Origin of the sequence: Paenibacillus fonticola DSM 21315 (genome assembly GCF_000381905.1) — a bacterium.
GTDB lineage: Bacteria > Bacillota > Bacilli > Paenibacillales > Paenibacillaceae > Fontibacillus > Fontibacillus fonticola.
The window spans coordinates 261812-279686 of record NZ_KB907247.1 but is presented as its reverse complement, the minus strand read 5'-3'; the positions used below and the strand labels follow the sequence as shown (position 1 = coordinate 279686).

General features: G+C 50.9%; 16 protein-coding genes and 2 pseudogenes. 5 read left to right on the top strand and 13 right to left on the bottom strand.

The genetic code is table 11. The features are described 5' to 3' along the window. Nucleotides 1–685: 685 nt before the first annotated feature. From G358_RS33795 to G358_RS0104745, 5 genes and pseudogenes are all read right to left on the bottom strand, one after another. Nucleotides 686–927 (bottom strand): annotated as a pseudogene (locus G358_RS33795) (hypothetical protein); the annotation flags it as partial. A 163-nt stretch (nucleotides 928–1090) separates the two neighbouring features. Beyond that, nucleotides 1091–1519, bottom strand: a complete 429-nt coding sequence (gene fucU / locus G358_RS0104760) for an L-fucose mutarotase (RefSeq protein ID WP_019636057.1) — start codon at nucleotides 1517–1519, stop codon at nucleotides 1091–1093. 166 nt (nucleotides 1520–1685) lie between these two features. Continuing rightward, nucleotides 1686–3191, bottom strand: a complete 1506-nt coding sequence (locus tag G358_RS0104755) for a rhamnulokinase (protein WP_019636056.1) — start codon at nucleotides 3189–3191, stop codon at nucleotides 1686–1688. A gap of 18 nt (nucleotides 3192–3209) precedes the next feature. Beyond that, a complete protein-coding gene (locus G358_RS0104750; RefSeq protein ID WP_019636055.1) occupies nucleotides 3210–3869 on the bottom strand; it encodes a class II aldolase/adducin family protein in 660 nt (219 codons plus the stop codon). Between the two features lie 219 nt (nucleotides 3870–4088). Continuing rightward, a complete protein-coding gene (locus G358_RS0104745) occupies nucleotides 4089–5879 on the bottom strand; it encodes an L-fucose isomerase (RefSeq protein ID WP_019636054.1) in 1791 nt (596 codons plus the stop codon). A gap of 211 nt (nucleotides 5880–6090) precedes the next feature. On the opposite strand from G358_RS0104745, the gene G358_RS0104740 reads away from it, so the two are divergent. Continuing rightward, on the top strand, nucleotides 6091–6942 hold the full coding sequence (locus tag G358_RS0104740; RefSeq protein ID WP_019636053.1) for an AraC family transcriptional regulator: 852 nt from the start codon (nucleotides 6091–6093) through the stop codon (nucleotides 6940–6942). Nucleotides 6943–7124: 182 nt separating this feature from the next. On the opposite strand, the gene G358_RS0104735 is transcribed toward G358_RS0104740, so the two are convergent. The 3 genes from G358_RS0104735 to G358_RS0104725 form a co-directional block, all read right to left on the bottom strand. Further along, nucleotides 7125–7928 (bottom strand): AAC(3) family N-acetyltransferase, encoded by an 804-nt coding sequence (locus G358_RS0104735; RefSeq protein ID WP_019636052.1) that lies wholly within the window; start codon nucleotides 7926–7928, stop codon nucleotides 7125–7127. Nucleotides 7929–8026: 98 nt separating this feature from the next. Continuing rightward, nucleotides 8027–8455, bottom strand: a complete 429-nt coding sequence (locus G358_RS0104730; protein WP_019636051.1) for a DUF6157 family protein — start codon at nucleotides 8453–8455, stop codon at nucleotides 8027–8029. A gap of 239 nt (nucleotides 8456–8694) precedes the next feature. Beyond that, the gene (locus tag G358_RS0104725) at nucleotides 8695–9558 is read right to left on the bottom strand and encodes a VanW family protein (RefSeq protein ID WP_019636050.1); all 864 of its coding nucleotides are present in this window, start codon (nucleotides 9556–9558) and stop codon (nucleotides 8695–8697) included. Between the two features lie 354 nt (nucleotides 9559–9912). Between G358_RS0104725 and G358_RS0104715 the strand changes: the two genes are divergently transcribed. From G358_RS0104715 to G358_RS29440, 3 genes and pseudogenes are all read left to right on the top strand, one after another. Continuing rightward, nucleotides 9913–10935, top strand: a complete 1023-nt coding sequence (locus G358_RS0104715) for a M23 family metallopeptidase (RefSeq protein WP_019636048.1) — start codon at nucleotides 9913–9915, stop codon at nucleotides 10933–10935. Next, nucleotides 10935–11354 carry a bactofilin family protein gene (locus G358_RS0104710; RefSeq protein ID WP_019636047.1) on the top strand — a complete coding sequence of 140 codons (420 nt, stop codon included), beginning with the start codon at nucleotides 10935–10937 and terminating at the stop codon, nucleotides 11352–11354. Before G358_RS0104715 ends, G358_RS0104710 begins: the two co-directional genes overlap by 1 nt. Before the next feature lie 256 nt (nucleotides 11355–11610). Beyond that, a pseudogene (locus G358_RS29440) lies at nucleotides 11611–12627 on the top strand (PTS transporter subunit EIIC); the annotation flags it as partial. Between the two features lie 62 nt (nucleotides 12628–12689). Here G358_RS29440 and tsaD read toward each other — a convergent pair. From tsaD to tsaE, 4 genes are read right to left on the bottom strand one after another with little or no spacing between them, the layout of a single operon-like run. Continuing rightward, nucleotides 12690–13721, bottom strand: a complete 1032-nt coding sequence (tsaD, locus tag G358_RS0104695; protein WP_019636044.1) for a tRNA (adenosine(37)-N6)-threonylcarbamoyltransferase complex transferase subunit TsaD — start codon at nucleotides 13719–13721, stop codon at nucleotides 12690–12692. Continuing rightward, entirely contained in the window at nucleotides 13712–14236 is a 525-nt protein-coding gene (rimI, locus tag G358_RS0104690; RefSeq protein WP_019636043.1) for a ribosomal protein S18-alanine N-acetyltransferase, read from the bottom strand. The genes tsaD and rimI overlap by 10 nt, the downstream gene beginning before the upstream one ends. A gap of 20 nt (nucleotides 14237–14256) precedes the next feature. Beyond that, a complete protein-coding gene (gene tsaB, locus G358_RS0104685; protein ID WP_019636042.1) occupies nucleotides 14257–15087 on the bottom strand; it encodes a tRNA (adenosine(37)-N6)-threonylcarbamoyltransferase complex dimerization subunit type 1 TsaB in 831 nt (276 codons plus the stop codon). Continuing rightward, nucleotides 15084–15578 (bottom strand): tRNA (adenosine(37)-N6)-threonylcarbamoyltransferase complex ATPase subunit type 1 TsaE, encoded by a 495-nt coding sequence (gene tsaE / locus G358_RS0104680; RefSeq protein ID WP_019636041.1) that lies wholly within the window; start codon nucleotides 15576–15578, stop codon nucleotides 15084–15086. Before tsaE ends, tsaB begins: the two co-directional genes overlap by 4 nt. Before the next feature lie 230 nt (nucleotides 15579–15808). Here tsaE and ku point away from each other — a divergent pair, with 230 nt between their 5' ends. Next, nucleotides 15809–16735 carry a non-homologous end joining protein Ku gene (gene ku, locus G358_RS0104675; RefSeq protein ID WP_019636040.1) on the top strand — a complete coding sequence of 309 codons (927 nt, stop codon included), beginning with the start codon at nucleotides 15809–15811 and terminating at the stop codon, nucleotides 16733–16735. A gap of 178 nt (nucleotides 16736–16913) precedes the next feature. On the opposite strand, the gene G358_RS0104670 is transcribed toward ku, so the two are convergent. After that, nucleotides 16914–17861, bottom strand: a complete 948-nt coding sequence (locus G358_RS0104670) for an ATP-dependent DNA ligase (RefSeq protein WP_019636039.1) — start codon at nucleotides 17859–17861, stop codon at nucleotides 16914–16916. Between the last annotated feature and the right edge of the window lie 14 nt (nucleotides 17862–17875).

Genomic DNA, 17875 nt, shown 5'->3' with positions numbered 1-17875 from the left:
CCCAGTTCTTTGATGAGTTTACGAAGTGCCGCCGCCGAATGTGGAATGCTCCCGTAATAGCGAGGGGCTTCCCCGGTTGAATCCGCAATGGCCACCGAAATTTTTTCTTTGGATACATCTAAACCGACGAATTTTGTGATAGACTGCATAGTATCAGCTCTCCTTTGCTATGTAGCTCTGAAATGGTTGGTCTTTCCACTTTCCATTTTAACCTACGAGATGTAGCAATGTGGAGGGCTGTCTGTTTATCGTTCATCATAGCTAGAATCAAACAACAGTCGCTGATAGCTAAATCCAATCTTTTATTAGGAATAACATCTCCAGAACCGAAGTTAACGACGTGGTTTTCCAGTGTGACTGCGTGGCCTTTCGTAAATACTTAGTATAGGATGCAGAAGTATAGGATGCAGAAATCTGTAAATGTTCTGCAGGGTGAAGGACAATATAGGCGTTATTTTCAGTCCTGGGGCTTTCACTGCAATTTTCAGGTAATTAAATTATGAGCACCCGTCCAAAGAGTGGGGGGGGGGGCTCTTGTGGGGGGTAATCCCCTGTTGCCAAACTGCGCCTAAAAAGACGCTAGCCTGACCACAAATCTGTTCAGGCCCAGTGTTATTTGTCACTTTCACTTACCTGTTAAACTGGTTTATTTCTTTTTGCTCTTGTTGCTGCTGAACGGATCTTCCTACTCTTTTACACTCAGCTTATCTATGGCTTGATCATGGGCTTCTTGTTCACGAATGTATTTCGCTACAGTTGCTTCATTTAGGCTCACTGTACATTAGATACAACCCGCTTCCCATCCACCGTCAAGTTGTCTGCTAGCAACAATGTTTAAATATCCTTCTGCCCAGAATTTCGATTCCTATATTTATACTTTAACTGCGCACGCTTCTCAAAGATCATTAACGAACCCTCCACCCGCATAGCGGGTCGTTTTTTGTTTCGCGCGTTTCACGCACTCAACTGGCTAAATCCTAAAAAAATAATAGCTGCCGAAAATTACGGCAGCTATTTTCATATTGTTCCTCTTGCTCTGCTTATTCCTCTTGCTCTGCTTGCTCCCGTAGGGTTGACGTAACGCAGCAATCTAAATTATGACGCCCTTTTTCAAAATCACGTTGGCATACAGTGCTTTTTCTCCGGTAGTCACGATGGCATAGGCTTGTTTGGCCCGCTCATAGAACGCGAACCGTTCCATTTCCTCAAAGGCCTCGCCCCCCGAATGGTATTGCTCTACAATTTTTCTATACTCGTTCCAAATCGGCGTCTTTACACCGTCACCCGGGATTACGGCCATCAATGTTACAGGCTGATCCACGTAAACATCGAGCGGGAACAACGGCAGTACTGCCTCCAGCAGCTCTGGAATACCGTGGCCGTCACAGCGGATAAGCCGCTGGGCATGACTCGCAGCTGGAAAATTAGCGTCTGCAAACACGATTTCATCAGAATGGCCCATTTCCATCAGCACCTTAATGAGATCCGGGGAGATTAAACTGGAAATTCCTTTTAACATGTCAGTCCTCCAAACATTCATTTGCGTACAGCCCTACAGCCCACTCTATCATTTGGATACAGTTCAAAAATCATCACTTGGAGGAGCTCATTCCACTACTCAGATAACTTATTATCATTACTTAGATAGAGCTCATTCCACCATTTGAGTACAGCTATCAATGATTTCAGGGCAAGGTCAGCGCGTTCAAGCTGCAATATTTCGCATAGGCTGCGGCCCAGTCCTCCCGGGACTCGGGTTCATATGCTCGCAGCGGAAATGAAGCTTTTACCGTCTCCATCCCTTCCTCCATATCGCGAATCCAGCCGCCGGCGTTCAACTGAACGAGCATATTGCCAATCGCGCTGGCCTCCACCGGTCCCGTCCACACGGAGCGCCCGATCGCATTCGCCGTAAACTGGCATAGCAGCTCATTCTGTATGCCGCCTCCTACCATATGCAGCCCGTTAAACCGTGCTCCGGTCAACTGCTCACCCTGTTCCAGCACTTGCCGGTAGCGCAGGGCCAAGCTCTCCAAGATGCAGCGGACGGTCTCGCCAATATTCCGGGGCTCCGGCTGGGCAGTTTCCCGGCAATAGTCCAAAATCTCGCCAGGCATATCCGCCGGGTTCATGAACCGGAGATCGTCCGGGTCGATAAAACAGCGAAACGGCGGTGCGGTTTCGGCCAACTGGGCAAGAGAGGAGAACGAAAGCGAGCGGCCTGACTGCTCCCATTTCCGCTTGCATTCCTGCAGAATCCACAGGCCCATAATATTTTTCAACAAATGATAAGTGCCATAGGCGCCGCCCTCATTCGAAAATTGTAAGTCAAGCACCGCAGGGTCAAGCAATGGCTTTTCCAGCGGCGTACCAAGCAGCGACCATGTTCCGCTAACAAGATAGGCAAAGCGCGGGGAGGAAGCCGGCACAGCTGCCGCCGCCGATTCCGTATCATGCGAGGCCACGGCTACGACTTGCAAAGGAGGCACCTCCAATTCAGCGCATACCGCTTCGCTTAGCTCCCCAATGACCGTTCCGGGCTCAACAGGGTCCAGGAAGATCGCTCCGGGTAATCCGAGCCGCTCCATTAGCGGTAAATTCCAGGCCCCTTTGACTGGATCATACAGTTGCGTCGTCGTTGCCATCGAAAACTCGCAGGCTTTATGTCCCGTCAGAAAATAATTAAGCAAATCCGGCGTCAGCAGCAAGGTTTGGGCCATTTCCAACTTGGGTGAGCCCGCCTTTTTCATCGCATACAATTGATAAAGCGTATTGAAGGGCATAAATTGCAGCCCGCTTTCCCGGAACAGTTGTTCCGAACCAATCCACTCAGTAATTTCCTCTACGAGTCCCTCAGTCTGGCGATCCCGATAATGATAAGGAAGACCGAGCAGTTCCCCGTTCCGATCCAGTAGCCCGAAATCGACGCCCCAGGTGTCAATCCCGCAGCTTAACGGCTTATACCCCGCCTGAAACGCTTTGCGTATGCCCAGTTTGATTTCCTGCAGGAGCATCGCAATGTTCCAGTGCAGGTGATTGCCAACCTGCACTGGAACGTTCGGAAAGCGGTGGACTTCCGTGATGTTCAATTTTCCTGGATGCCCGCCATCCTCCTTCACAAGCTCACCGATGAATGCCCTGCCGCTGCTTGCACCTAAGTCAAAGGCCAGAACACAAGGAATTAAGCTCATCGCGCTCACCACCCCCGCTCATTTCATTTTTTGCAGCAATTGAATCCGGTAGTCCTCACTCTCTAATGCTGCGATGGCCGCCACTTCCTCATTGGTAAGCGGAATTGGGGTTCCCGCCGCTTTTGCGCTTAAATAGATCTTCGCGCTTTCCTCCACGACCTGGGTACGATAGAACGCCTCCCGCAAATTACGTCCGGTCGTAACCAGCCCATGGTTGCCGAGCAGAATCGAGCTCGCTTCATTCACCTTAGCGGCTACCGCCTCCGCCAGTAAATCCGTTGTCGGAATCAGGTAAGGAATATAAGCGGTGCGGCCGACCAATGCCGCCTGATCGGGAAACATGATCGGCAGCTGACGCTCAACCAATGTAAAAGCGATGCAATTGGAGGGATGGGTATGAACCATCGCCCCCATATCGGGCTTTTGCCGGTATCCGAATAAATGCATCAATACTTCCGATGAAGGACGCAGCCCGACATCCGTGACTTCCCCTGTTGCGATATCTACTTCGATCCACTGCTCCGGCTCGATTTCCTCCAAAGCAAATCCGCTGGGAGACAAATACATTTTGTCTCCCGCTCTTGCACTAATATTGCCGCCAGGTCCGACGACTAGGCCGCTGTCCACAATTTTGCGGGCATATTTACACAGTTCATTGCGCGTATCCATATTCAGCATGCTGCTTCTCCTCTCTCTTGTTCTTTTCCTGTCTCTTTCTCTTGCTTCTTCTTTAGTTTTCACTTTGTATAATCTCTTGCCGCTTTCCGCGCTTTGCTGCTTGAGTCATGCTGACTGCCGCTGCTTCGCCACTCGCCACTCCTTGCTGCTTGAGTCTTGTGACCGCCGCTACATTGTACCCGTTGCCGCTTCCTCCAGTGAAAACCATCGCTGCGCAAGTTATTTGTAAAGCGGACCAAAATTCGCACAAGCCCGGTAGTCAGCGTTCTCGGCGCTCTCTGTTCCGAATAACCCCCAAGCCCGAGGGCGGAATATTTGTTCTGCCGGAACATTGTGCATGCTGACAGGGATGCGCAGAATCGATGCCAGCGTAATCAAATCAGCACCGATATGGCCGCAGCTGATCACCCCGTGATTAGCGCCCCAGTTGTCCATCACGCTGTAGACACTTGTAAATGCGCCGCTGCCCGTCAAGTTCGGGACAAACCAAGTCGTCGGCCAGGTCGGATCTGTCCGGTTGTCCAGCGTGTCGTGAACGTGCTGTGGCAGATCGACGGAATATCCCTCTGCAATTTGCAGCACCGGTCCTTGCCCGCTGACCAGATTTATGCGGGCCATTGTCATCGGCATACCACCACGCGTCAAATAGTCGGTAGAGAAGCCGCCTCCCCGGAAATATTCCAGCGAAGCCGGGCGCCACTGCGTTGCTTCGAGCATGCGCTCCACTTCATCGCTGCTGATCTCCCAATAAGGCTTTATCGCAGGCTGACCATTCTTCATCTGCTCTCCCGTTCCGTCCAAAGCGGCCGAACCCGAATTGATCAGGTGAAGAATCCCGTTCTCCGCACGGCCCTCCAGCTTATACCCTGTCACCCGCTCTACCGAGGCCGGACTCCAGTACGTTCTCACATCGGCAAAAATCTGGGCCGTATTCGTAAGCAAATATCCAAACAGCATGCCGACTCCATTTAAGCTGTCGTTCTCGGTAGCGACTACATAAGGGGAGCGTTTTCCGTTCCAATCGAACGAAGAGTTAAGGATCGTCTCCATAAAGTCGCCGTTTGGAAAATGATCCGTCCACTGCCGCTGCCCCTGAAAACCAGAAGCAAGCGCATGATGACCCTGGGCTTCCTCTTCAAATCCAAGCTCGGCAAGACGCGGATTGCCTATCATCAGATCACGGGCGATGAGCGTCATTTTTACCACAGTCTCCCATTCCCGATCTTTGCGCTCGCGGGATGATTGCAGCTGCTCCGGATTATTGTCTGCTCCTTCCTTACAATGCTCCTTCGTCCAAGCTAGCGCCTTGTCATATTCCACCGGGTCATATACTTGTTCATTCATCCGGCGTGTAAATTCACTCATATCGATATATTCATTGCGCATGCCCAAATATTGCTGGAAAAAGCGGTCATCGACCATGGAGCCCGCAATGCCCATCGATACCGATCCCATAGACAAATAAGCCTGATCCTTCATGATCGCAACAGCCAATCCCGCCTTGGCGAAACGCAGCAGCTTCTCCTGTACGTCCGCTGGGATAACGTTATCACCTTCATCCTGAACGTCTTCACCGTAGATGCCGAAAGCCGGCAAGCCTTTTTGGGCATGAGCGGACAATACAGCAGCTAAATATACCGCTCCAGGCCGGCCTGTTCCGTTAAACCCCCAAACCGCCTTGGGCATCATAGGATCCGTGTCCATCGTTTCCGTTCCATAGCACCAGCAGGGAGTTACCGTAATCGTCAGGCCGACCTCGGCGCTTTTGAATTTTTTTGCAGCCGCCGCCGCTTCCGCTACGCCGCCGATGCACGTATCTGCGATCACGCATTTAACGGGCTCCCCGTTTGGATAGCGCAATTGTTCCGATAGCATATCCGCCACGGCGATCGCCAGGTTCATCGTCTGCTCTTCCAGCGACTCGCGCACCCCTCTTCTCCGACCGTCGATCGTCGGACGAATCCCGATAGCCGGGAATCCGCCACGCCACCTGTAACCGCTTTCAACCATACTATCATTCTCCTCCCAATTGTCAGACTATAATGAGAACTCAGAAAAATCGAACATACCTCCATTTTAGTTAGTAACCGCGCGGAAAATAACCCACTATTTTGTTCTCTTCCAGCCGACAACGAGCAATAATGTGTACCTGTCCTCCCCCTGATGTATTCCCTGTTATATAATAGAAGTGATAACAATCGTGTTTTTGGGAGGGACTACTGTGACGAAAATCGAAATCCCCCATAGCAAAAGTGACCGGTTCCGATTTGAAAAAATACCTGAGCTGCTCTACGCCGGACAAGTTGTGGATGAGCGGATTTTCTACGCGCCGATGCAAATTCACGATTTCTGCGAAATCCTCTACATTGTTGAAGGCTCGGGAGAGTTTATCATTGGCGGCAAGAGCTATGCCCTGCAGCAAGGGGATGTAGCGATCTATAATCCCGGCGTACTCCATGAAGAACGCTCGACGAGTCAGGATCAGGGGGTATTCAAAGTGTTTTATTGCGGGGTGGACAATCTACATATTGAAGGGGTGCCTAGCGGCTTGCTGCTGCCGCCGTATGTCGATCCCGTCATTTCCTGCGGCAAATATGCAGGCCGGGTGGAATCCTACTTATCGGAAATGCTTCGGGAATGCGATTCCCAGGCGCTCGGTTACGAGACGCTATGCAGCAATCTGCTTATATCGCTGATTACGCTCATTTATCGGATCGTCGATGCAGAGCACCAGTTTCAAGCTTTGAAAGGGAAAAATGAACTTACAATACGTACGAAGGAATTCATCGACAACAACTTTACTCAAAGCATCACATTAAAGGAAATCGCCGATACGCTGTATGTAAGCCAGCATTATTTATCCCGCTTGTTCAAAAAGGATCTCGGCGACTCCCCTGTCAACTATCTCATTACCCGGCGGATTGAAGAAGCCAAGCGCTTGCTTGCCGAGAGCAATGCGCCGGTTCACGAAATAGCCGCTAGCGTCGGCTACAGCAACGACAAGTACTTTTCCATGCTCTTCAAAAAAGTAACCGGCCAGACGCCGAGCGCCTTCCGGGGAGAGCCGCGATAATGGTCAAGAGGGAATTCGGTGTTTACGGAATCAGCGGAGTATGTGAATTCTACGGATCTACGTATACAGGGGACAGATAGGCTACGCCTCTAAAGTCTAAATGTCCCATGTCTCATCTCCCTATCACCTATCACCTATCTCCTTCCACATTCCTTTTTCATCTTCCCGCCTCCCTCCATTCCTTAGCAGCGCTTCTGCTCCAGCCATCGCACAGCAAAATCGACAATTTCCCGCTGCGGCATCAGTACAGCCTCCGCACCAGCCACTTTGCCGCGGGTGATCTTCCCGCCCGACCGCTCAAAATCAGCACCCAAACGGCCAAAATCGGCGGATTCATATTCCAAATCCATATAGCTAATCCATTGCCTTATGCCATCAATCATTACCGGAGACCCGCATTCCACTGTTTTTTTGCCGGCATAGTTTGCCCGGTGTTCTGCTAGATGAAGCGAAGTGTTGTTCTCATTTCCGACGCCAAGCAGCAGCACCCATCCTTGTTGATCATAAATACGTGCCAGAGGCGAGCGTTCGCCGAGTCCATTATCAAGCTCGTGCCCGGATACAACCTCTTTCGCTTGTGCTCCCCAGGCGGCAAAGGAGACTTGGGGATGGCTGCTCCGGATGACCCCTTTTTGCTTCCGGAACGTTTCTGGAATAATTCCCATCCATCTGCAAGGCGTCAAATCCGGGTCATAAGGAGGCATCTCTGCGCGAATCGTGTCCCACCAAGCCTCGGGAGCCGGGGGATTTCCCCAGCCTGCGGGATCGCTCAAATCAGAAGTATGGGTAGGCATAACTAAGGTACCGCTTTGCCCAAGCGCCTTCTCCAAGGCAAGAATGACGGAAACCGGGCCGCCGAGCACCCACTCCCCAAGGGATTTAAATGAGGAGTGAACAAGGAGAGTTGTCCCTTTACGGACTCCCAGCCTCGTCAAATCTTGTAATAACGAATTAACTGTAATTAATGCTCCTTTAATTTCTTCCATCGTAGCTTTCACCTTTTCGTATTCAATAACTTATTTATAATTCAACTTATATATCAACCCATAAAAGTCCCATAACAGTTCCATAGCAGCCCCCAAGCTTAATTCCGCTGCTTATCGCGATGGCTTCGCATCCCGTTCAGCACCGTAATCCCAGCGCTGGGTTGTACGAAGCGTTCGTATTCAGGCGTCTCCATGCCATAGATGGCAATCCGCCCTTCAGCATCGTGATGAACGCCAAAGCCGTATTTTTTCGGAAGCTGAGAGGCCCGCAAGCAAGCATGCGATTTGCTGAACAGCTCATCCCAAATTTGCTGGCGGTGCATTTCAAGCTCCTCAGCAGGAATGTTTTTATGCCTAATGTGAACCTCGAATAACAGCTGCTCAAATGTGTAGCGATAAGGATGACGGCTCAAAAGCTCATACTGGATTACGTGAATCGGCTTGTTGCTCGTTTTCGGCTGTGGAACGACACTGCTGGTCACGGGACAATCTGGCGATACTTTAATAAAAGTATTTTTATAGCTCATAATATACCAAGTCTAGCCCCTTTCTTCGTTTTACTATTTTTATGATCCTACTTTTCTTAACGTACAACTATTTTTAGCATACTTCTACTCCTAGCGTACTGCCAATCATTGCGTGCTGCCATTTTGAGCTCACTACTAACTTTTCCCGCACTGCCATTCTTGGCGCACTCCTGCTATTCATCGGGCAATGCCATTCATCGTAGCCGCATCCTCCAGTCGCGAAACAGCAGCGGCCTTTTTTAGTCCTCGGTGCTGGTGGCAGCCGCTGCCCCCGCATGAGAGGCACTCCCCGCTTCTAGCAGCGGTTCATACATCATAAGCGCATGGTTCTCCGTAATGTACTCGTCTTCAATCAATTCGGAATTCAGATTATAGACTCGGCGATAAATCAGGTTGTGCCTCACATGCCCTCCCCAATATTCGCGCGTAATCCGATGTTCCCGCTCATAAACCTCATATCTGTACAGGGAAGCTCTTGTTGATCGAAGCTCCCCAGCTAAATTATTTTCATTCAAAAAAACATGAATTTGAACGGGATGATCACTCGGATTGTAAAGCTTCAAGTCCAAATAATTGTAAGAACAGGTCGCTCCGCTGCCAAACGGCTGGGTGCGCTTTGAATCCGGAAACACATCATAGCTGTGGCGATGGCGTTCCTGGACTTCGAGCGGAGAATGAAGCGCCATCCAGTACAGTAAATTGGTAAGCTGGCATAGGCCCCCGCCTACTCCAGGCTTGAATTTGCCATAATGAAGCACCATGCCGTCAACATAGCCTTTCCGCCGGGATGGCTTCCCCACCTGCCTCCAGAAAGAAAACGTCTCTCCAGGCTGCAAAACCAAGCCGTCAATACGCGACATTGCCAGCTTCAAATTCGTAATTTTGTTGTGCTGGAGCCACATATCGACATCCTTCAATTGCCGCAGCATGGGACTTTGATGACTCGCGATAATATGCGGCAATACATTCCGCTCCCGAAGCTTAGCCAGCTTGTCCCCGCTCAGCCGCCACTCGGCATAACGCTTAAGCCGGTAATATCTTGCTCCCAGCCATACTCTAAATTTTGAGCGCAAAACAGGCTTCATCTTTTCCGATTCTCTCATTCATTGTTCCCCCACTTTAATCGCCACTTTTCAGATGATTAGATAGCTATATTATAGCTCTAATGCCAGGCTGACTGAACAGTGCCGATCGGCCGATTTCGCAAATAATTGGGCGGCTTCGAATTCGTGATTGGCCAATTTTGTGTTTGCGTAAATTTTGTGATTCATCAATTTTATGCTTTCGCAAATATTGCTTTTGCAAATTTCGTGATTTCACAAATTATTACGATTTTTTTACTTTTTAAAGAGGATTATTGGAATGTTTTGCCGAATAGTACCTTTTGGTGAACGAAGAGGGGTTCCTCATGGGGTTCCTCGCTAGACCATATTCAATACCCGATTCAGGAGGAAGCTATGAAGTTCGGATTCAAACGCAAGAAACAGCGCTACACCGTTCTATTTGTCCCCGAAGGGTCGCAACCGGTCTTTCGTCTAAAAATGAACTCTACATATTTGCTGGCTATTATAAGCGCTGCTGCGCTATTACTGCTAACCGCGATTATTCTGTTTACCTTGAACCAGACTCGCGCCGTCAAAATCGCCTCCCTGGAAGCGAAGCTCTCGAGCTCCTCGGAGCTGCTGCAAACGACCGTCAGCGATAAAGAGCAGGAAATCGATAGATTGCTGTTTCAGCTCGTAGAGCTCTCGGAGAAATCCAAAACGCTGGAAACGAAAATGACCGAGCTGGAGAAGCTGGAAGCAGAACTAAAATCGATCACGAATGGAGAGCGGGCGGGCGGCGAAATTCACTCTGCTTCGTCTGATTCACGGGAGAACGCACTCACGAAGCAGGACACCGAAGGCATGGGCGGGGAGCTCATTCCATTGACGGATGACGATATTGATGCACTCATTCAAGAGACTAAAGAGAGTATATCAGCCTCATTGGAGGGATTGCCTGTCTTGCAAGCAAGACTGCAACAGACCAAGGATGCGGTAACGGAGTACAAGGAAATGATGCGGATATTGCCCACGTTCTGGCCTACCGATTCGCTAAAAACTACGTCTCCTTTTGGCAAACGGCCGGATCCTTTTACCGGTAGACTGACACTGCATAACGGCCTGGATATAAAGGGAAATGTCGGAGACCCGATTTACGCGGCGGCCGACGGATCTGTGACCGATACAGGCTACAGCTCATCACGCGGCAACTACGTTAGCATTAGGCACCCTTCCGGCCTGGAGACCCATTATTTGCATATGGACGAGGTTTCGACAACCAAGGGCGCTAAGCTGAAGCAGGGCGACAAAATCGGCACACTCGGATCGACCGGACGCAGCACAGGCCCGCATCTGCATTTCGAAGTCGTAAAAAACGGAGTTATGGTCGACCCTGAATTATATTTAATCAAACCGGAAAAGGAAGAGGATGAATAATGTTCAAAAGCAAGGCGATCCCTGTCAAGCTTGATCCTGACACGACAGATACACTAGTGGGAGAGGGCAGCAGCTTCGAAGGCAACATGAAGTCGGATGCAAGCATTCGGATTGAAGGACAAGTTACGGGAGATATTGAGTGTAAAGGCGATGTGATAATTGGAGAGAAAGGGCAGGTGAAATCCAAAATCACTGCGCGCAATGTCATTATTGCCGGCACCGTGACAGGGGATGTAGAAACGAAAAACAAACTATCCATTACCTCTACAGGAAAGCTGTACGGCAATATTACGGTTACCAGCCTCTCGATCGAAGAGGGCAGTGTGTTTGAAGGCAGCAGCCGCATGAGCACCTCCATCGCATCTTCATCAAGTACAAGTGCAAATGCAGAAGCAGCGGCCGCATCGCAAAACTCATAAGTATAGTTAGCTAGCAGGATGTTCCGTTAAGCTTTGCCAAACAACCCGGATTGAGGAATAAGGCATTAATCTGCCTGGTTCCCCATCCGGGTTTATATTTTATATAGGAGTGAAGAAAATGAGTTGCGAAAAATTATCCGAGGGCATTTTAAATAACGCTGACAATGAGGAACTTGGTAAGGAAAATGCAGATAACAATCCCGGCAGCTAGGGCTTTCTTAGTCGTTTCCTCGATGCTCTTTCAAGCGTATTCACACCTTTGTTGCCTGTCATTGTCAGTGCCGGGCTGCTCAAAGGGATTCTTGCACTACTCATCGGTTTTGGCTGGGTTTCCCATAACAATGAATCCTATTTAATCATGAATGCACTAAGCGGCGGAGCATTGTATTTTCTGCCTATTCTGATCGCCTATAGCAGCGCCAAATATTTTGGTTCAAACCCCTATATCGGAGCCGCCGTCGGTGCGGCTGTTCTGTACCCCGATTTAACGGCACTTCTGGAAAATGGAAACTCCCTTTCATTTTTCGGATTGCCGGTTGCACCTGTAAGTTATGCGTCCTCCGTTTTACCCATATTTCTTACAGTTTGGCTCCTGTCTTATATCGAGAAATTCCTACATAAGCATGTTCATCAATCGATTAGACCGCTGGCTGTTCCCATCCTTGCCTTGTTTATAGCGGTTCCGCTGTTTTTAATCGTGATCGGCCCGCTTGGATATACTTTAGGCAGCTGGGTGTCGAGCGCTGTTGCGTTTTTATTCGATCATGCAGCCCCGCTGGCCGGGCTGTTTCTGGGCGGAACTTTTTCTATCCTAATGATTATGGGCATGCACTATGCATTGCTTCCGGTTATGATGTTGAACTTGGCCGAAAATGGATTTGACCACTTGACTCTCATTTGGCTCGCCGCGAATTTCGCTCAAGGCGCAGCCGCGATTGCCGTATTCTGGATGACAAAAAACAAGAGCTGTAAGCCCGTTTTTCTTGCCAGCGGAATTTTAGCCCTGTTAGGCGGACCAGAACCGGCTATTTACGGGGTAAACTTACGATTCAGGAAACCGTTTCTGGCCGGAATGATCGGCAGCGCAATCGCTGGATTATTCCTGACGGTGTTTCAGATCAAGTCGTACAGTATCTATTCCGGTCCCGAATGGCTGCCAGTATTTCTGGGAGATGCAGATGTTTATGGCATACTCGGGCTGCTGCTAGCATTCGTTGTACCGTTCGCCGTTCTCTATTTCATTAAGTTTGAAGATTCTCCCCTCCGCTTGTGACGAGTGACGGATAAGCAAAAGGGCGCGGATCTGGGCTCCTCCCATGATCACGCGCCCCTTTTCTATTTCACCGACCAATTTTCGAGAGATAGCGACGGTTCAGCTTTCAATTCCCATGCGGAAAATTCCCCGCTTTTCCATTTCAAATATGCAGCTGCTCCGATCATCGCAGCGTTATCCGTGCAGTACTTCAGCGGCGGAATGAGCAGGTGGATCTCCTCCTTCGCGGAGCGCTCGGAAAGCGCCTGGCGCAGGCCCTGGTTCGCGGCCACTCCGCCGCACAGCAGAAGCTGTACGGCCCCGGTCGATCGAACTGCGCGAATCGCCTTCTCGACCAGCACTTCGATGACTGATTCCTGAAATCCGCGAGCGATAGCTGGAGCGTAGCCTTCTTCTCCGCGCATCTTGTGCTGGTTCACCGCATTCAGCACAGCCGACTTCAAGCCGCTGAAGCTGAAATCGTAAGAGTCCGGCTCCAGCCAGGCTCTGGGCAGTACCTCCACTTCCTTCGATTCAAGAGCCAGCTTGTCCACGTAAGGCCCGCCCGGATATGGAAATCCTAACGCTCGGGCCACCTTGTCATAAGCTTCTCCGACGGCATCATCCCGGGTGCGGCCGATGAGTTTAAAGCTGCCTTCGCGCTCCATCAGCACAAGCTCCGTATGTCCGCCCGAGACAACAAGCGCGATCGCTGGGTACTTCATTTCCGCCACAAGCTGATTCGCATAAATATGTCCAGCTATATGATGCGTGCCGATCAATGGCTTATCTACGGCGAAGGCCAGACTTTTAGCAGCCATAATGCCGACGAGCAATGCACCGACAAGGCCGGGGCCTTCCGTTACGGCGATCGCCGATAAGTCCTGCAGTGAAATGTCCGCCCCCCTGACCGCTTCCTCCAGCATGCGCGTTATGCTCTCGACATGCTTCCGGGAGGCTACCTCTGGCACAACACCGCCAAAAGCCCGATGTGTCTCTATCTGGCTCGCGATGAAATTGGACAGCACTTCTGTGCCATTTTTTACTACTGCGACCGAAGTTTCGTCACAGCTCGTTTCCACCGCCAATATATAACAATCCTGCTTTAAATCCAATCTTCTTCGCTTCCTTCCTCTTCGCCTTCTTCCAGCTCCCGCTCCGGAAGCTCGCACCACATAATCAATGCGTCCTCGTCATTATCGGAATAATACCCTTTGCGCGTACCGACAGAATGAAAACCCAATTTCCTGTACATTGCTTGGGCGGAATAATTAGTGACCCGTACTTCCAGCGTCATCCGGCGCATGCCAAGCTGGACAGCCCAATCCATCATTTTACGGAACAGGCACTCGCCCAAATGATGACCCCGATAAGCTGTCCGTACAGCTATATTCGTAACATGCGCTTCATCAAGCACCGTCCACATGCCAGCATAACCGATTGGCTTGCCCTCGTACTCCATCACGAGATATCTGGCGAAATGGTTCAGGGTCATTTCACTTCGAAACGCTTCCTCGCTCCAAGGCAAGGTGAAGGATTCAAGCTCAATGACCATAATATCCGGAATATCATCTAACGTCATTTTTCGAAAGGTCACTTTCCCAGACTGCAATAACTTTGCTGAATCCATGCCCGAATCCCTCCTGAATGCTAACGAAGCTTTTTCGCTTCCGCTTCTGCCAACTGGGTATAATTCGGCTCCAGCGAATGCACATCGGCAAATGCTTCGCAGAGGAACTGTTCGGCCCCAACGAGTCCGAGCCACACCGCTTCAAGTTCGTAGCTGTGCATATGCAGCGCTTCTCCTAATAAGGAACGCAGCTCTCCAAGCGCCTCCTCGTGAGCTGCGGCATCTCCGACAAACCAAACTCCGAGCGGTCTTTTATCCGGCAGCAAAGATTGCAGCCGGTGGGCAAGCTCATCGCGCCAGTCTGCCATCAGCCGGATCGCATCCGGCTCGAGCCGATCGGGCAAGCGCCCCTCCGCAGCACTGAACAGAGCGGTATAAGCTTGCCCCCGCCGGGCATCGACCAGCGGCACGATCCAATGTTCGGCGGAATAATCTGCGGGATCATTCGCCGCTGCGCCGGCGCTGCCCGATCCGGTCAGCGCAAATTGCTCCGCAGCTTGACCTGTTCCCGCAGCATAGCCGCCGAGCGCAATCGCGGCCAGGCTCGACACGGCACATACCGGGACTTGCAGCGACCAGGCCAGCGTCTTGGCCGTCGTCACTGCGATGCGGACACCGGTATATGATCCGGGACCAACGCCTGCGGCGATGCCGTCCAGTTCATTTTTTCCTATTCCCGCTGCGGTCAGCGCTTCCTCTATCGCCGTGACTAAATAAGCCGAATGGTTCCGCTCCGCCTTCATCGTCCGCTCGGCCAGCGGCCTGCTGCCTTCCATTACGGCTACAGTCAGCATTGAAGTGGACGTATCCAGCGCCAATAACCGCTGACGCGGCTGTTCTCTATGATTCATTCAAGTCCAACTCCATTTCGTTTCAAGGTCGTGATCCAGCTTTCGTAAGGCTCGCCGCGGCCGGTTAAAACCATTTTTCGCTCCGTGCCGGCCCCTGCCTCAATATATATGTGCAGCACCTCTTTGGGCAAAATATCCACGATGATGCTGGCCCACTCCACCAGCGTCACACCGTCCCCGTAGAAATATTCATCCAGCCCGAGATCCTCCGCTTCCTCCAGCGTCAGCCGGTACACATCCATATGGTAAAAGGGCACTCTGCCCTCGTATTCCTTAATCAATGTAAAAGTCGGGCTGTTCACCGTACCCTGCACTCCCAGGTGCTTTGCAAACAATTGCGAAAAAGCCGTCTTTCCCGCTCCCAGATCCCCATCCAGGGCGATGACCGTACCCGGCTTAGCCTGACCGGCAAAATACGCAGCCAGTTGTTCGGTTTCTTGCAAATTTTTGGCCTCGTACACCCACTGTACCGAAGCTTGATGTAATTCCACTACAATATAACCACCTTTACTGCACGATACCGCAGCTTTCATGCGTATAAGGATGTATGATCCCTGCGGTCTGCTCGAATGCTCAAACGTATGTCCCCATTATATCGGTCTGCCGCATAGCCCGCAACAGCTTCACATGGCTGTTCCCGGTTATGAGGAAGCGATTTTGACCATACTAATGATAACAGAGCAACTAGAATAAGTGTGGAACACAGAAGGGAGAAACTTGAATGCATACCGTATGGAAGGGTGCGATCAGCTTCGGGCTCGTGCACGTCCCGGTCAAAATGTTTTCCGCCACGGAAGACAAAGACATTTCCATGAAATACATTCATACCACCTGCGGCAGCCCGATTTCTTATGTAAGGCGTTGTCCGACCTGCGACAAGGACACAACCTGGGAGGAAATTTCCCGGGGCTATGAGTATGAAAAGGGCAAGTATGTCCTGTTCGAAAAAGAAGAGCTAGAGCAGTTGTCGGCCCAAACTGAAAAAACGATCACCATTTTGGACTTCGTGGATTTGACCGATATTGATCCGATCTATTTTCAGAAAACCTACTATCTTTCTCCGGACCAAGCGGGGGCGAACGCCTACCAGCTGCTGCTGGAGGCGATGCACCAGTCCGGTAAAATCGGCATCGCCAAAATCGCGATCCGCTCCAAGAGCAGCCTGGCGGCCATTCGCGTCATGGAGGGCTGCCTTGCGGTAGAAACGATTTTCTATCCCGACGAAATCCGGCCGATTTCGCAAGTTCCAAATTTGCCGGAAAATCTGAGCGTGAACGAGAAAGAGCTGTCCATGGCCAAGCTGCTGATCGAACAACTGTCCACCCCGTTCGATCCAGGGAAATATAACGATGATTATCGCGAATCGCTGCTGCATCTCATCGAGCAAAAGATCGCGGGCGAAGAGATCAGTCTCGCTCCGGCCAAGCCGCAGAGCAATGTCATCGATCTGATGGCCGCCCTGCAGGCAAGTATCGAAGCCGTAAAGCCGGTCGTGACCGATCCCGGCCCAGCCAAGCGTACGCGCAAAACGGCGGCTAAGAAGCAGGACACAGGTACGGCGGGCAGCGGGGATACGCCGATAAACGACGAGGGTGCCCCCAAACCGAAAAAAAGAGCGTCGAGCAAAGCGAAGAAGACGATCTCCTAAGCTCTCGTCCGCCCTATTTACACAAGCTGTATGCTCTGTAAGTAACTAAGTTATATGTTGTGTAACGCCAAGCTGCATGCTAATTCTACAAGCTGCATGCTCTGTATCACTAAGCTGCATGCTATCGCCACTAAGCTATATGCTCTGCATCATTAAAACGCATGCAATCACCACTGGACTACATGCTCTGCATCATTGTACAGCTCTCAGGCGGTACGTCAGCCGTTCCCTGCAGTACCGGATGGCGCATCGTACCGCCGGGGGTCCACTCCATGAACTGCACCTTCACCGTAAGCAGCGGCTGAACCCAGACCGCCCCCTTAATCCGCTGCGGTATGTTGTGAAAAGGGCGTTCCTTCGCTGCCAGGGCGGATATTTGCTGCACCAAGCTGCGCCAGGCCTCCTGATTCAGCTTTCCGCTGCCCGTATGCCCGATATATACGAATCGTCCGTTCTCCTCATATAAGCCAAGCAGCAAGGCATTCATAACGCCATCCCGATATGTAACGCCGCCGATCACTGCATATAAATCATAGCCGAGCTTCAATTTTTGCCAGCGCCCGTCCTTGCCTCCCAACGCATATGTACTGTCCAGCCGCTTGCTGACAACCCCTTCCCAGCCTCGCTCCTTCATGACGGAATATAGCCGCTCTCCTTCGGCGTAGCTCGGTACGAACTGCAGTTGAGCACTAGGAATGATAATATTTTGCAGCAGCTGCTGCCGCTCCGCCAAAGTGTTCCCGATCACCCAATCCCCGTTATAATACAGCACATCAAAAATCATATGTATAGCGGGAATCTGCTTGACCGCAAACCGGATTTCCTGTTCACGCCGCAGACTGTCCCGCCTCATAATTTCATGGAAAGAAGGTTTGTCCTCTGAAAGTGCGATCATTTCGCCATCCAGGATAACCGAATTGGCATGGCAATAGGATGGCACATCCATAAATTCAGGATACTGCTTACTGCGATCGTTGCCCTTGCGATTTATGAGCCTTGTCCCGCTGCCATCATAATAAGTGAGCATCCGCACCCCGTCCCATTTTACCTGTGTGATCCAATCCGGACCCGTCGGAATCATTTCGGACCGTATCGGTTCGAATGGGGTTACTGGCTTTATTTTCATCCTTAATTCCTCCT

Excerpts from the sequence above, each read along its gene's own strand:
- G358_RS0104750 (WP_019636055.1), bottom strand. The coding sequence starts at position 3,869 with ATGCTGAATATGGATACGCGCAATGAACTGTGTAAATATGCCCGCAAA.
- G358_RS0104730 (WP_019636051.1), bottom strand. The coding sequence starts at position 8,455 with ATGAGCTATAAAAATACTTTTATTAAAGTATCGCCAGATTGTCCCGTG.
- ku (WP_019636040.1), top strand. The coding sequence starts at position 15,809 with ATGCATACCGTATGGAAGGGTGCGATCAGCTTCGGGCTCGTGCACGTC.
- G358_RS0104725 (WP_019636050.1), bottom strand. The coding sequence starts at position 9,558 with ATGAGAGAATCGGAAAAGATGAAGCCTGTTTTGCGCTCAAAATTTAGA.
- fucU (WP_019636057.1), bottom strand. The coding sequence starts at position 1,519 with ATGTTAAAAGGAATTTCCAGTTTAATCTCCCCGGATCTCATTAAGGTG.
- tsaB (WP_019636042.1), bottom strand. The coding sequence starts at position 15,087 with ATGAATCATAGAGAACAGCCGCGTCAGCGGTTATTGGCGCTGGATACG.
- G358_RS0104710 (WP_019636047.1), top strand. The coding sequence starts at position 10,935 with ATGTTCAAAAGCAAGGCGATCCCTGTCAAGCTTGATCCTGACACGACA.
- G358_RS0104745 (WP_019636054.1), bottom strand. The coding sequence starts at position 5,879 with ATGGTTGAAAGCGGTTACAGGTGGCGTGGCGGATTCCCGGCTATCGGG.
- rimI (WP_019636043.1), bottom strand. The coding sequence starts at position 14,236 with ATGGATTCAGCAAAGTTATTGCAGTCTGGGAAAGTGACCTTTCGAAAA.
- G358_RS0104715 (WP_019636048.1), top strand. The coding sequence starts at position 9,913 with ATGAAGTTCGGATTCAAACGCAAGAAACAGCGCTACACCGTTCTATTT.
- G358_RS0104735 (WP_019636052.1), bottom strand. The coding sequence starts at position 7,928 with ATGGAAGAAATTAAAGGAGCATTAATTACAGTTAATTCGTTATTACAA.
- G358_RS0104670 (WP_019636039.1), bottom strand. The coding sequence starts at position 17,861 with ATGAAAATAAAGCCAGTAACCCCATTCGAACCGATACGGTCCGAAATG.
- G358_RS0104755 (WP_019636056.1), bottom strand. The coding sequence starts at position 3,191 with ATGAGCTTAATTCCTTGTGTTCTGGCCTTTGACTTAGGTGCAAGCAGC.